General features: G+C 31.1%; 16 protein-coding genes and 1 tRNA gene. 15 read left to right on the forward strand and 2 right to left on the reverse strand.

Annotated features, from left to right (window positions below; translation table 11 throughout):
- Nucleotides 1-2: 2 nt before the first annotated feature.
- Together recA and ROY99_09070 are read left to right on the forward strand one after the other, a co-directional pair.
- Nucleotides 3-1,061: a recombinase RecA gene (gene recA / locus ROY99_09065; protein ID MDT3696532.1), complete on the forward strand. Its 1,059-nt coding sequence runs from the start codon at nt 3-5 to the stop codon at nt 1,059-1,061.
- A 12-nt stretch (nt 1,062-1,073) separates the two neighbouring features.
- On the forward strand, nt 1,074-1,715 hold the full coding sequence (locus ROY99_09070) for a regulatory protein RecX (protein MDT3696533.1): 642 nt from the start codon (nt 1,074-1,076) through the stop codon (nt 1,713-1,715).
- Here ROY99_09070 and ROY99_09075 read toward each other — a convergent pair.
- The gene (locus ROY99_09075; GenBank protein MDT3696534.1) at nt 1,702-2,133 is read right to left on the reverse strand and encodes an NUDIX hydrolase; all 432 of its coding nucleotides are present in this window, start codon (nt 2,131-2,133) and stop codon (nt 1,702-1,704) included. The two genes, ROY99_09070 and ROY99_09075, sit on opposite strands and share 14 nt — an antisense overlap.
- A gap of 185 nt (nt 2,134-2,318) precedes the next feature.
- On the opposite strand from ROY99_09075, the gene ROY99_09080 reads away from it, so the two are divergent.
- From ROY99_09080 to ROY99_09100, 5 genes are read left to right on the forward strand one after another with little or no spacing between them, the layout of a single operon-like run.
- Nucleotides 2,319-2,789 (forward strand): redoxin domain-containing protein, encoded by a 471-nt coding sequence (locus tag ROY99_09080; protein MDT3696535.1) that lies wholly within the window; start codon nt 2,319-2,321, stop codon nt 2,787-2,789.
- A gap of 17 nt (nt 2,790-2,806) precedes the next feature.
- Nucleotides 2,807-3,265 carry a thioredoxin-dependent thiol peroxidase gene (gene bcp, locus ROY99_09085; protein ID MDT3696536.1) on the forward strand — a complete coding sequence of 153 codons (459 nt, stop codon included), beginning with the start codon at nt 2,807-2,809 and terminating at the stop codon, nt 3,263-3,265.
- 1 nt (nt 3,266) lies between these two features.
- Complete coding sequence (locus ROY99_09090) at nt 3,267-3,674, forward strand: 6-carboxytetrahydropterin synthase (protein MDT3696537.1); 408 nt, start codon at nt 3,267-3,269, stop codon at nt 3,672-3,674.
- Between the two features lies 1 nt (nt 3,675).
- Nucleotides 3,676-4,242 (forward strand): GTP cyclohydrolase I FolE, encoded by a 567-nt coding sequence (gene folE / locus ROY99_09095; protein MDT3696538.1) that lies wholly within the window; start codon nt 3,676-3,678, stop codon nt 4,240-4,242.
- Entirely contained in the window at nt 4,239-4,964 is a 726-nt protein-coding gene (locus ROY99_09100) for an SDR family oxidoreductase (protein ID MDT3696539.1), read from the forward strand. Before folE ends, ROY99_09100 begins: the two co-directional genes overlap by 4 nt.
- Before the next feature lie 13 nt (nt 4,965-4,977).
- Here ROY99_09100 and ROY99_09105 read toward each other — a convergent pair whose 3' ends face one another.
- Nucleotides 4,978-5,442 carry a Spy/CpxP family protein refolding chaperone gene (locus tag ROY99_09105; GenBank protein MDT3696540.1) on the reverse strand — a complete coding sequence of 155 codons (465 nt, stop codon included), beginning with the start codon at nt 5,440-5,442 and terminating at the stop codon, nt 4,978-4,980.
- A gap of 127 nt (nt 5,443-5,569) precedes the next feature.
- On the opposite strand from ROY99_09105, the gene ROY99_09110 reads away from it, so the two are divergent.
- The 8 genes from ROY99_09110 to ROY99_09145 all read left to right on the forward strand — a co-directional run bounded on the left by ROY99_09110 (nt 5,570) and on the right by ROY99_09145 (nt 13,604).
- Nucleotides 5,570-6,115, forward strand: coding sequence for an RNA polymerase sigma factor (locus tag ROY99_09110; protein MDT3696541.1), 546 nt, complete (start codon nt 5,570-5,572; stop codon nt 6,113-6,115).
- Nucleotides 6,105-6,716, forward strand: a complete 612-nt coding sequence (locus ROY99_09115) for a hypothetical protein (GenBank protein MDT3696542.1) — start codon at nt 6,105-6,107, stop codon at nt 6,714-6,716. Before ROY99_09110 ends, ROY99_09115 begins: the two co-directional genes overlap by 11 nt.
- Before the next feature lie 12 nt (nt 6,717-6,728).
- Entirely contained in the window at nt 6,729-7,208 is a 480-nt protein-coding gene (locus ROY99_09120) for a hypothetical protein (protein MDT3696543.1), read from the forward strand.
- Nucleotides 7,209-7,275: 67 nt separating this feature from the next.
- Nucleotides 7,276-7,359, forward strand: a tRNA-Leu gene (locus ROY99_09125).
- 38 nt (nt 7,360-7,397) lie between these two features.
- Nucleotides 7,398-8,159, forward strand: a complete 762-nt coding sequence (locus ROY99_09130) for a tetratricopeptide repeat protein (protein ID MDT3696544.1) — start codon at nt 7,398-7,400, stop codon at nt 8,157-8,159.
- A 52-nt stretch (nt 8,160-8,211) separates the two neighbouring features.
- On the forward strand, nt 8,212-8,841 hold the full coding sequence (locus ROY99_09135) for a hypothetical protein (GenBank protein MDT3696545.1): 630 nt from the start codon (nt 8,212-8,214) through the stop codon (nt 8,839-8,841).
- Between the two features lie 204 nt (nt 8,842-9,045).
- Entirely contained in the window at nt 9,046-12,012 is a 2,967-nt protein-coding gene (locus ROY99_09140) for a tetratricopeptide repeat protein (GenBank protein MDT3696546.1), read from the forward strand.
- The gene (locus ROY99_09145) at nt 12,009-13,604 is read left to right on the forward strand and encodes a TonB-dependent receptor (protein MDT3696547.1); all 1,596 of its coding nucleotides are present in this window, start codon (nt 12,009-12,011) and stop codon (nt 13,602-13,604) included. Before ROY99_09140 ends, ROY99_09145 begins: the two co-directional genes overlap by 4 nt.
- The last annotated feature ends 5 nt before the right edge of the window (nt 13,605-13,609 follow it).

Consider the following 13,609-nt stretch of genomic DNA (forward strand, 5'->3'; position numbering starts at 1 on the left):
ATATGGCTTCTGACAGAGAACAAAAATTAAAAATTATAGATGACGCAATTGCCGGTATTGAAAAAACATACGGCAAAGGTGCAATTATGAAACTTGGCGATGGAGTTATCAGTGATATTGAAGCAATCCCAACGGGTGCACTTTCGTTGGATATTGCATTAGGAATTGGCGGAATTCCCAGAGGAAGAATTATTGAGATATATGGTCCCGAATCAAGCGGAAAAACAACCCTTTGTTTGCATATCATTTCTGAAGCACAAAAAATGGGCGGACTTGCTGCTTTTATTGATGCCGAACATGCACTTGATGTTAACTATGCAAAAAAATTAGGCGTTGATACTGCTAATCTATTAATATCACAACCTGATTATGGTGAACAAGCTCTTGAAATTGCTGATACATTGGTAAGAAGTAATGCACTTGATATTATTGTTATTGATTCTGTAGCGGCACTTGTACCGCGTTCTGAAATTGAGGGTGAAATGGGCGATGCTACTATGGCAGTTCAGGCAAGATTAATGTCGCAGGCATTAAGAAAATTAACCGGCGCAATTTCAAAATCAAAAACTTCAGTCGTTTTTATCAATCAGCTTAGAAGTAAAATTGGTGTAATGTTTGGCAATCCCGAAACAACAACAGGAGGTAATGCATTAAAGTTTTATGCTTCTGTTAGAATTGATATTAGAAAGATTGCAGCAATTAAAGAAGGTGATGAAGTAATTGGCAACAGAACAAAAGTAAAAATTGTAAAAAGTAAAGTTGCACCGCCGTTTAAACAAACTGAAATAGATATCTTGTATAATGAGGGTATAAGTAAAACAGGTGATGTTCTTGATCTTGCAACTGAATTAGGCATTATAAAAAAAGGCGGCGCCTGGTTTACTTATGGCGAAGAGAGAATTCAGGGAAGAGAACAGTTCAGACAGAAATTAATTGAATTTCCTGATATGTACAAAAGTATTGAACGCGATATAAAACAAAAGCTTGGCATTCTTAAAGAACCAGCATCTGCTCAGACTGAAGAAAAAGCTGAGGATAAATCCAAAACAAAAAAGAAATAATAATTTAGATGTATGAGGATTATCAGCATAAGAAAAAAGGATGATGAAAACGTAGTAATTAAATTTGATGATTCACAACAGCTGATTATATCAGTTGATACTTTATTTAAAAGCGGTCTTAAAAAAGATGATGAAATTTCTGAAGACCGCTTTGCTTTTTTAATTGAGAGTAATATATCCTATTATATCAAAAAGAAAGCCTTATCATTTTTAGCCAGAAGAGCACACACTGAAAAGGAGTTATTTTTAAAACTTAAAGCTAAATCCTATGACGAAGGTTTAATCAAATCGGTTATTAAAGAACTTCGCAATCTGTCATTTATTGATGATAGAGAATTTGCTGTTCAGTTTGTAAATGAAAAATCTTTCAGGAATAAATGGGGCAGATTAAAAATCAAATCTGCATTAATAAGCCGGGGGATTAACCACAAAATTATTGACCAAGTGTTATCTGCCTCCAGGTTGAAAGAACTGGAATCACAACAAATAAATGAATTAGCAGTAAAAAAGTATTCTATCTTAAAAAAAAGAGAAACTGATGAAAAAAAAATATTCCAAAAACTTATTTCTTTTCTGTTGAGTAAAGGTTACGATTATGATTCGGCATCAAATACTGTTAAAAAAATTATTAAAGCAGATATTATTGATTCTTAGTTAGTTGTTCAAAAAGATTTTTTACAAGTTGTTTGATTTTAACATTATCACTTGCTTCAATCACCTCATTTAATTTCATCCATTTTTTTCTCCTTAAATTCTTTTCAGGAAAGTCATTTAATTCTTCAGCTACTTGCATTGAAAAAACTTTTACTAAACATTTTTCATCATTTTTAACTATAATAAATGAGCCAAGTTCTGAAGTTTCGTTTTCTCCGATAACTCCGGCTTCTTCGTATGCTTCTTTCTTTGCTGATTCAAATGCCGTTAGATTATATTCAATATATCCTTTCGGAAAAATCCATTTCTTCTTTTTAATGGAAGTGATCATTAAAAATTCAATCGTAGTATTGATGTATCTGTATGGAATTACACAAGATTGTATGGAATCAAATTGTAAATCTTTTTTTTCTATCATTTATTAAACTAATTTCTGAAACAAAGATTGCTCAAATATCTAAATGATTTTATATTTTCAAATTGTTAATAATCACAGTCAATATAGTGATTACTTGGATAAAGAATCCGATTTGGCTAATTTTTCAAAGTGATTTCTAATTAACCTAACTAATTATATCAAAATATATCTCAGAGGAGTGTAAAATGGCTTTAAAAGTTGGAGACAAAGCACCAGAATTTAAATTACTTAATCAAGATGGCGAAACTGTTTCATTAAGCAATTATAAAGGTTCAAACGTTGTTGTATTATTTTTTCCTGCTGCTAATACCGGAGTATGTACCAAGGAAATGTGTACCTTCAGAGATGATCTGAAGATATTTGAAAAGCTGAATGCACAGGTTTTAGGAATTAGTGTTGATATGCACTATTCCTTAAAAATGTTTCATGAAAAAAATAATTATAATTTTCCCTTATTAAGTGATTTTAATAGAAAAACAATAAACGATTATGATGTAGTATTAGATGTATTTGCACCTGGTAAATTTGATTATCAGAAAGTTGCAAAAAGAGCTGCATTTGTTGTAGATAAAGATGGAATTCTAAAATATACTGAAGTGCTTTCAAGCCCAGGTGATGAACCGAATTACGAAGCAATAAAAAATGCACTTTCTTAATGGTCAGTAATTTCAAAATGTTAGAAGTTGGTGCTAAAGCTCCTGAGTTTTCTTTGTTAAATCAGGATGGAAAGAAAATATCATTAAAAGATTCTTTAGGAAAAAAAGTAGTGTTGTACTTTTATCCCAAAGACAATACACCCGGGTGTACAAAAGAAGCATGTAGCTTTAGAGATAATTTCACAAGATTTAATAAAATTGATGCAGCTATTCTGGGTGTTAGTCCTGATCCCGTCAAATCCCATAAAAAGTTTGCTGAAAAATATAAATTGAATTTTGACCTGCTTGCAGATGATGAGAAAAAAGTTGTTCAGCTTTACGGAGTATGGAAAGAAAAAAGCATGTTTGGTAGAAAGTATATGGGAGTAGAAAGAACAACATTTATAATAGATGAAAATGGCAGAATCAAAAATATTTTTAAAAAAGTTAAAGTTATAGGGCATGCTAAAGAAGTAATTGAAGCTTTGAAAGATTGAAATGATTTATATAACACGTAGAGAAACATTTGCCGCAGCACATAGATTATTTAAAGATGGACTAAGTGATGAAGAGAACCTGAAGCTTTTTGGAAAATGCAGCAGCCCTAACTGGCATGGACATAATTATACTTTGGAAGTTGTTGTAGCAGGAAAAGTTAATCCTGCCACAGGATTTGTGCTCGACTTGAAAGAGCTAAAAGAGATTATTCAGAAACATGTAATTTCTAAAGTCGATCATAAAAATCTGAATATCGATACTGATTTTATGATTGGTTTAAATCCTACTTCTGAAAACATAGTTGTTGCAATTTGGAAACAACTTGAGGATAAAATCCCTTCAGGTAAACTTTACTCTATAAAACTTTACGAAACAGAAAATAATTATTTTGAATATCGCGGTGAATGACATGGATAAAACGAAAACGAAAAAACTTATAAACGATTTGCTTATTGAAATTGGTGAAAATCCGAAACGGGAAGGTTTATTAAATACACCTAAACGTGTTGCTGAAGCATACGAGTTTCTTACAAAGGGTTATCATCAGGATATTAAAGAAGTTTTGAATGGCGCAATCTTTCATGAAAAGTATAGTAATATGGTGATAGTTAAGAATATAGATTTTTATAGTCTGTGTGAGCATCATATGCTTCCTTTTTATGGTAAAGTACATGTAGCTTATATTCCTGATGGTAAGATTGTTGGTCTCAGTAAAATTCCGAGAATAGTTGATGTCTTTGCTCGAAGACTTCAAGTTCAGGAAAGAATGACTCAGGAAATAGCTGATACCTTAAAAGAGTTTATTCAGCCAAGTGGTGTTGCAGTAGTTTCAGAAGCTTTTCACATGTGTATGATGATGAGAGGAGTTGAAAAGCAAAACTCATCAGCAACTACAAGTGCAATGCATGGTGTTTTTAAGGAAGATGCCCGAACAAGGTCAGAATTTCTTAATTTAATTGCAACAAAAAATTTATGAGAAATGAAAAACCCGGTGTCTGGATTACTGGTGCAAGCTCAGGAATCGGAAGATCAACAGCAATAGAATTTGCAAAGACCGGTGCAAAAGTGTTTGTTTCAGCACGAAGAGTTTCTGAATTAGAAAGATTAAATAATGAGTTAGAAGCAGATAATCTATCAGTTGAAATATATCCTTGTAATGTTGCTTCGCATACTAATGTTGATCAGACAGCAAAAAAAATACTGCAGAATTACAAAATTGATTGTCTGATAAATAACGCAGGAATAACTTCCTTTAAGTTAGCTGAAGATAATTCTGTAAATGAAATAAATGAAATTGTTACAACAAATCTCTTAGGTTCTATTTACACTATAAAAGCTGTTCTGCCACATATGATTTCGAATAACAGCGGAACAATAATTAATATATTATCGGTTGTTACAAAGAAAACTTTTACAAAAAGCTCTGCTTATGCAGCTTCGAAATCTGGATTACTCGCTTATACAAATTCTCTTAGAGAAGAGTTAAGACAGCACAATATCAGGGTGATAAATATTATTCCCGGTGCTACAGAAACAGCAATGTGGTCGAAAGAGGTAAGAAGTAAATATTTAGATAGGATGATGAATACAGAGAATATTGCACGCGTATTGGTTTGGGCTTTTTTGCAAAAGGATAATCTTGTTACTGAAGAAATTTTATTAAAACCTATCAGTGGTGATTTGCAAAAGCCGGATTAACCGGCTTTTAACTTTAATCTGTCATCATTCTTTGATGCATTAGTTTTCTATTAACTTTGTTCTTCATAAATCCCGGATTTCTATCCATTTCAATCCAAATCTTTTTCTGATTTGCATCCAGAATATCATAAACATCCATTCTGTGGTTTGTTCTGGCTAATTCGATTTTTCCCTTTATCTCATTTATTTCTTTGGTTAGATTCAGAACATCATTTCTTGAAAATTTTTCAGCGGTTTTCAGTTTTTTCATTTCCAGTTCTTTAAGTTCTAACTCTGCTCTTAACTTAACCATCTCTTCCTGGTTAGATAAGCGCATAGATTCAATTTTGGATTTTTGCTCTGTTGTTAAATTTAGTTTCTCAAGATTGTTTTCTCTTTGATATTGTCTGCCCTTATATTGATCTCTTTGGGCAAATATATCCTTATTTAAACCAATAATTACCAATAAAGCAACAAGAGGGATTAAGAACTTTTTCATAACTATTCCTTTCGGTTTTTAATTTTTGATTTTGACCTTTTGACAAATCAGGTTTAGTTTTGGTTTAAATGTTAAAGATTAAACCTAAAGTTCTTAATGCTTGTCTAAAATCATAATATAAATACTTATGCATAATACTGATGATGATTTTAAGCTGATTGAAAGTTTTATTGATGGCAACGAATCTGCTTTTAATCGGTTAATCTATAAATATCAGGATAAGATTTACTGGCACGCCAGAAGAATGACCGGTAATCATCTTGATGCCGATGAAATTGTTCAGGAAGTTTTGCTTGTGATATATAATAAAATTAAAACGTTTGAGTTTAAATCATCATTTTATACCTGGGTTTATACTATTACTAATACAAGAAGTATAAATTATCTTAAGAAAAGAGCTGTTAAAAAATATTTTAGTCTTGAAAAGGCTGAAAGTCTGGAAGACAGTAATAATATTATCTTAAACCTTGAGCAAAAACAACAGCTGCAGTTAATTGAAAAAGCTTTACAGAAACTTCCAGTTAAACAACGAGAAGTTTTTATTATGAGAAATTATAATGAAATGAGTTATGAAGAGATTTCTGAAATTACCGGAAAGGCAACCGGAACACTAAAAGCAAATTATTTTCATGCAATAAATAAAATTAAGGAGCTGATTGGTAATGAAATATAATGATGGAGATTTTGAAAATTATCTGATGGGTAAAATGTCTGAAAACGAAAGAAATGAATTTGAAAACTCGTTAATAAGTTCGTCTGAGCTGAAGACTAATTTTGATAAATATAAAAAGCTTACAGAATTAATAACTAATACACGGTCAATTAAATTAAGCGAAGAATATTCATCCAGAATTCTTTTAAGATTCAGAAATAATCTTCAGGTGGATAAGAAAAACAAATCATATTATAATCTTGGAGCAATAACAGCTGCCTTTGCATCAATTATACTCGGATTTGTATTGACAGTAAATCTGTTTATTAAAACCGATGTTGATAAAACTTCTGAACTGGTTACCATTATTGAAAACGATAGAGACTCAATAGTAAATTCTTTCGATATTTCTGATAAACTTATATCCAGAGCAGATTCGGAAAGTCTTAATAGAATTGATTCTGTTTATAATGATTTATTAAGTCAGAATATAGATTTTGAATCTGAGCCTGATAATTTTAATGCTTTTACTTATGATATAGAAAATGTTGATTTTGAACAATTTATCAGTGAAGAAAAAATTGATCAGATTTATGCTCAACTGATGGAAAAAAAATTTTAATGAGAGGTTAAAATGAAAAAAATACTATTAACACTTTTTTTAGTCGGGATTATTTCTTTTGTTGGAATTCCACAAAGAATGCACGATAAACCAAATAAACACAAAAATAAACTGGCACAATTAGAAAAGGCAAAACTGATTGATGCCCTTGAACTTGATGAAGAAACAGCAATACGATTCTTTGCACGGAGAAATCAATCAAAGAAAGATATTGATGAACTCGAAAAAAAATCCGATGAAATAATAGCTCAACTTGAAAATACTATGAAAGATAAGGATTCACATAAAGAAGAAAATCAAAAGCGACTTATTACAGATTTGTTAAAGACAAAACAGCAAATTGAATCTGAAAAACAAAAATTTATTAATTCACTTTCTGATATCTTATCAACTGAACAAATCGCAAGGTTTGTAGTTTTTGAAAAACGGTTCAGGGAAGAGATTCGTAATGTACTGTTTGACAGGAGGACACCAATTAAAACACAAAAATAATTTAATTTAGAACTGTTTAGTGTTGATTTTCATAGCTTATACATATAATTTGCCCACCAAAATTTAAGCGGAAGTGGTGAAATTGGTAGACACGCTATCTTGAGGGGGTAGTGCCTCGTTTGGCGTGCGGGTTCAAGTCCCGCCTTCCGCACATAGCTCAAATATTTATAAAATAAAAGGAAGGATATTATGAAGAGAAACAGCTTATTATCCATAGCTTTAATAATCTTTAGCTTTACGATAAATAGTATTGCGCAGGAAATGAAACCGGAAGCAGGAAAGCTTTATAATGAAGGTAATGCGTTATTGAAAAGTGAGAATATTAATGGTGCAATTGATAAATATAATGCGGCATTACAGATTGAAAAAGATTATAGAATTTATTATCAAAAGGGTGTGGCACTTAAAAAAGCCAATAGATTGGAGGAGTCAAAAACTGCTTTTGAAGAAGCACTTAAACTAAACAGTAATTTTGAAGGTGGATTAAATGCACTTGGTGGTGTCTATTTTTCTATGGGAAATTATTCAGCTGCAATTGATAATTTTGAAAAGATCCTAAATTCTAATGCAAGTAATGCTGTTAAACAAAAAGTTAAGAAAAATATATCACTTGCTTATGCAAAACTGGGTAATGATTATTTATCAAGTGGTGATGTTAATAAAGGAATTGAGTTTCTGAAAAAGGCTGTTGATAATGATAATTATGATGCCGCATATCTTTCACTTGCAAAAGTTTATTCAGAATTAGGTAAATATGATGAATCAATTGAAGCTGCTTTAAACGCTCTTAAGTATCGATCAAAAATTACAAAAGGTGGTCCATATTACTATTTAGGTATTTCCTATAAAGGTAAAGGCGATATGACCAAGGCAAAAGAAAACTTTAAACTTGCTTCTGCAGACCCAACCTATAAGAAAACTGCTGACTACGAACTTAGCAGTCTTAAGTAGTTAACCTGAAAATTTAAACCCTCCTCGCGAGGGTTTTTTGTTTTAAGGATCAATGGAAAAAACAACACAGATAAAAGACCTAAGTGAAATTGAGTTATTAGCATTACTTTCCGCTTGTTCAGTTTTAAGAAAAAAGAGTTATTTCAGAATTATTCTTGAACAATTAATAAAGAATAATACTCAATCAAAAAAGATTTATGAAGCATTGCTGCAAACATATTTATTTGCCGGTTTTCCTTCTGCACTTGTTTCACTTAAAATTTTTCATAAAACAGTAAGTAAACAAAAAAAATATAATGGCTTTGACCTGAAGAAATACTTTAGTCGCGGTAAAAGAAATTGTAAACTTATTTATGCTGATAAATATGATAATCTTCTTAAGAATATCAGATCATTTTCACCTGAAATGGCTGAGTGGCTGATTATTGAAGGCTATGGAAAAGTTTTAGGACGAAAAGGTCTCTCTTTGAAAGAAAGAGAAATATGTATTGTATCTATATTATCTGCAATGAAATTTGAAGACCAGCTTTATTCACATATAATTGGTGCTATCAATGTTGAGGTTGATAAAAAAGTAATACTGAAATCAATTAAAAATTTGTCTTTAATAAATGCAAAATTATCAGCAAAATTTGGTGAATCAGTTTTTAATCTTTATAACACACGTCAAAATAAAAGATAATAATCCTGAAAATAATTAATAAGCTTCTTAAAACTTTCTAAGACTTTTCTTTAGAAGATTCCCATATTTCATTTAGTGGCTTGCTTTTATGAAATATTGAGGTTTATATTTGCCCTGAGTTTTAATAATATTTCCCTGAAAACTTAAATCTTTTTAGATTAGTCTAAAACTCAGTTATACAAAATTTCAAGGCAAGGATTAAGTATGCAGAAATTCCTGTTAATTACTCTCATTTCCGCTTTTTTTCAGATATATCCACAAATATCAGAAAAGTTTGATATAGCAATGCATGCCTATCATAATCAGCAATATGCACAGGCTAACAGACTTTTTGAGGATTTTTTCAATGATTACAAAATTGTTGATGAATTTTTTGCAACAGCAAAATATTATTCAGCAGAATCTTTATTAAAACTTGGCAGAAAAAATGAAGCGGCAATAGGTTTTGAATACGTTGTAAACACATTTCATTGGTCAAATTACCGGGACAAAGCTTTATACAATTTGGGTTTGATTTACTTTAGTACAGAAAAATATGAATTATGCAGATTAAGACTGAAGAAACTTATTAACGAATATCCTGAAAGCGATTATTATGGCAACGGATTATATTGGATTGGTGAATCTTATTCAGTTGAAAATAAAACACAAGAAGCTATTCAATTTCTTGAAGAAGCAGTTGCAGATAAACGAAACAAAAAATATGCTGATTATTCTTTGTATGCTTTAGCTAATGCCTATGAACAAACAGGTGATTATAATAATGCTGTTAAGTATTATGATCAACTTTTAACATATCATAAAAATTCTTCTTTAGCTACCTCTGCACAAATAAGGATTGGGATTTGTTATTTTAAATTGAAAGATTATCAAAGCTCTATTGTTGAACTAAAAAGTCCAAGACTCACAAATCTATCTGATGAAATGTATTCTGAGAGCATTTATTTATTAGCAACTGCTCATTACAGAGTTAATGAATATTCGAATGCTGAAGAAAGTTATCAGGAAGTGATGGAAAAATTTCCGGAATCTGAATATTACAGACCTTCAAAGTATGGACTTGCCTGGTCTTTCTTCCAGCAAAAAAGATATGATGATGCTTACAATCAGTTTAATGAATTATCCACAGAACCAGATTCTATCGGCATTAAATCTTATTTCTGGAAAGGAGAGTGTAAACGATATTTAGGTAACTACACAGAAGCGAATAATATCTATAAAGCATTTCTGGAAAACTTTCCTGATGATAAGCTTGCTGAAGAAGCTAAGTATCAGCTAGGTGTTGTTTACTTTAATACCAACAATACCGATATGGCTACTCGCTACCTGATTTCTGCTAATACTTCCGACAATGATTTAATCAAAGCAAAATCTTTTGCAATGCTTGGTGAAATCGAATTAAGTAAAAGAGATTATAAGTCTGCAAAAAATTATTTTCAGTTGGTCCTGGATAATCAGAAAACCGAAAAACCAGTTATCAATAGGGCATTGCTTGGGATTGGTATAACAGAATATCACCTGAATGATTATAAAAACTCATTAAAGCATTTAAATCAATTAGATAATTCTGATCCATCTTTTGAAGCACAAAAACTTAACTTCTTTATTGCTGAAAATCATTTTGCTTTGAATAATTATAGTGAAGCATTAAATCGTTATAATTTTGCGATAGGAAACGATCCTGAAATTAACTTACAATCTGTGTACGGCAAAGCCTATTGTTATTTTAATAGCGGTGATTATGAAAATTCAGCAATTCAGTTTTTAGACTTTGTAAAAAAATATAAAGATGATAAAAGATTTTCTGATGCAAAACTTAGACTTGCTGACAGCTACTTCGGAAGCAAGAATTATACTGCCGCAAGTAAAATTTATGAAGAATTATTTACTGCTGATACAAGATTAAGCATAAATCCTTATGCCAGATATCAATATGCTCAGGCTTTATATAAATCCGGTAAAACTGCCGAGGCAATAAATGAGTTTATCAATATTCAGGAAAAATTTCCTGTTTCTGAATATGCTGAAGTTTCATTATTTACAATTGGCTGGATTTATTTTCAGCAAAGAAATTATCCTCAATCGATTGCCCAGTACAATAATGTTATTCTAAAATATCCCGGGACAAAACTTAAACCGGTTATTTATTACTCAGTTGGAGATGCGCAGTTTAATCAAGGTAAATATGATTCTGCAATTGTTAATTATGAAAAAGTATTATCTCAATTCCCATCATCTCAATATGTGTTCGATGCTGTAAATGGTATTCAATATAGTTATGTTGCAAAAGGAAATCCGGAAAGAGCCATATCATTTCTTGGCGAGTTTGTTTCTAAAAATCCAGGTTTGCCATACTCAGATCAGTTGTTGTTTAAGAAAGGTGAGATTTACTATGGATTACAACAATATGATAAAGCTAAATCAGAATACATTCATTTTTCTTCTGCATATCCAAACAGCAGTCTTATTCCGGATGCATATTATTGGATTGGAAAAAGCGCACAGAATTTAGGACTGAGTGAAGAAGCGATTTTTAACTTTGATATAGTTGCAAATAATTTCCAATCATCGGAATTAGCTTCTGCTTCCATTCTTGAGATTGGAAATATTTATCGTGCAGCTAAAAATTATCAATCAGCAATAAATATTTATGATAAGGGTATCAATCAACTTAAGAAATCAAATAAGGTTCCGGAATTCCAGTATAATAAAGGAATGACATATTTGGAGATGTCTAAATTTCAGGAAGCTTACTCGGTTTTTGAGGAAGTGGTAATGTATTACCCTGAAACTGTCTTTGGAGATAAATCAAAATTTGAACTTGCATTAATTGATATTGCCGGTGGAAGATTTTCTAACGCTGATGGACTTCTTATAACACTGGCTGAAAACAGGACAGATGAATTAGGTGCTAAATCCCAATACTATCTTGGTCAGTCACTTTACGATCAGAAAAAATATAATGATGCTCTTACAGCTTTGGTAAGAGTTAGAACTGTGTTTTCCAGATATGAGGAATGGTTGATGCGTTCGTATATGTTAAGCGGTGACTGTTATGTAAAGCTTAATGATAAACGAAACGCTGCTGAAATGTACAGAACGGTTTTGGCAAAATACCGCGGCACTCCGATAGGTAATGAAGCAGCACAAAAATTAAGGAAGGTACAATGAAACTGTTAATTTCTCTGATAATATCTTTTACAGTATTTGTTTCATTTGCACAGGATGATAAAACTAAAAATCCTGAAGTAGAACTTCCTGATTTTGTAATTACCGGCAGAAGTCAGCTTAACATTAAAAAGGTGGATAAGATTAAACCGGATTTTGTTTCTTCAATTAATGAGGAATTTATAAAACCTGCCTATTCACCTGAAGAATTAGAGATAGGCAGTTTTTCAAATCCGCTAAAAAGTGATATGAGTTTTTTGGATGATGTTTCTTTCTATAAAGGAAATCTTTCTGTTGGCGTAGGTGTTTACACAATTCCAACAGTTTCCGGTAATTACGCATATCCTTTTGAAAATGGAATAATAGAAGGGATGTTTAACGGTAACTATATTAGAGCATACGAAGATAACAGCGACAGATATAAAACAAGATTTGGTTTTAATCTGACTTATTGGTCTGATATTAATGGTGAGATTTTCCCAGGTACTCAGTTATCACTTAACGGAAACTATGGAACTACAAGCTTTAAGTTTTTCGCCTCAGATAATCCCAGAGAAAGAAGAACTTTGAATTATGGTAAAATTGAAGCAGCAATCAAAAATGATTTTGGTAAGTATTTTTTATTTGGTATTAAGTTCAATGATAATATTACCAATATTTCTCAGGAAATTTTTAGTGAACAGAATATAAGATTAAAAGCCGAAGCATTAGCTAAATTTTCTTCATTTAATCTTGAAACAGTAATTGACTATCAAAACCATATAATTAAAAATAATTTAAGCAATAACTCAGGAAACAGTTCTTTCCTGATCAGACCAGCTGCTGGTTTAAGTTTTACTAAACTAATCAAAGGCAGTATTGGCTGGACTTTTTCAACAACAGCTGGCAGTGTTTATAATGCAGTTTATGCTTCGGTAGCGATGAAATTAAACAAGAATATTACACTGTTTGGTGAATATGCTCCTTCTGTTCAGTTTGAAAGTCCGGGTAATTTTTTAAGAAAAAATCATTACTTCAGAGTTGATAGTATTGGCAGTATTTACTGGAAAAAAAGTAATGCGTTAACAGCTTCTGTTAAATATGAATATGACAAGTATTTTCAGATAGATGGCGGATTAAAATATTTTACTTCAGAAAATTTTCCGTATTTTATTCCTTCAACTGATTCAGGCAAATTTGATTTGAAATATGCTGATATGAAAAGTATTAGTCCGTTTGCAGACTTTTTGTTTTATCTTGGACCTTATGGAGAATTCTATAGCTCATTTGAGTTATCAGATATCAGAGACGTAGATGGAAATCAGATACCTTATCAGTCTGTATTGAAACTAAATGCAATTTACACTTATAAATTTTCTAATGGATTAAGTTCAAGTATTAAACTGGATTATCAGTCTAAAAGATATTCGGACTTAAAAAATGAAATATCACTTGGTGATTATTTCGATTTAGGTTTATCTTTTATTTATTCTTTTCAGCCAAATCTTGATTTAACTTTAGATATTAATAATCTTTTAAATCAGAAAAACTATTTTTGGAATGGTTACCGCGAAATTCCGTTAAATATTATTTTTGGCATAAATTATCGGCTATAAAAAAC

It is taken from the genome of Ignavibacterium sp. (assembly GCA_032027145.1).
GTDB lineage: Bacteria > Bacteroidota > Ignavibacteria > Ignavibacteriales > Ignavibacteriaceae > IGN3.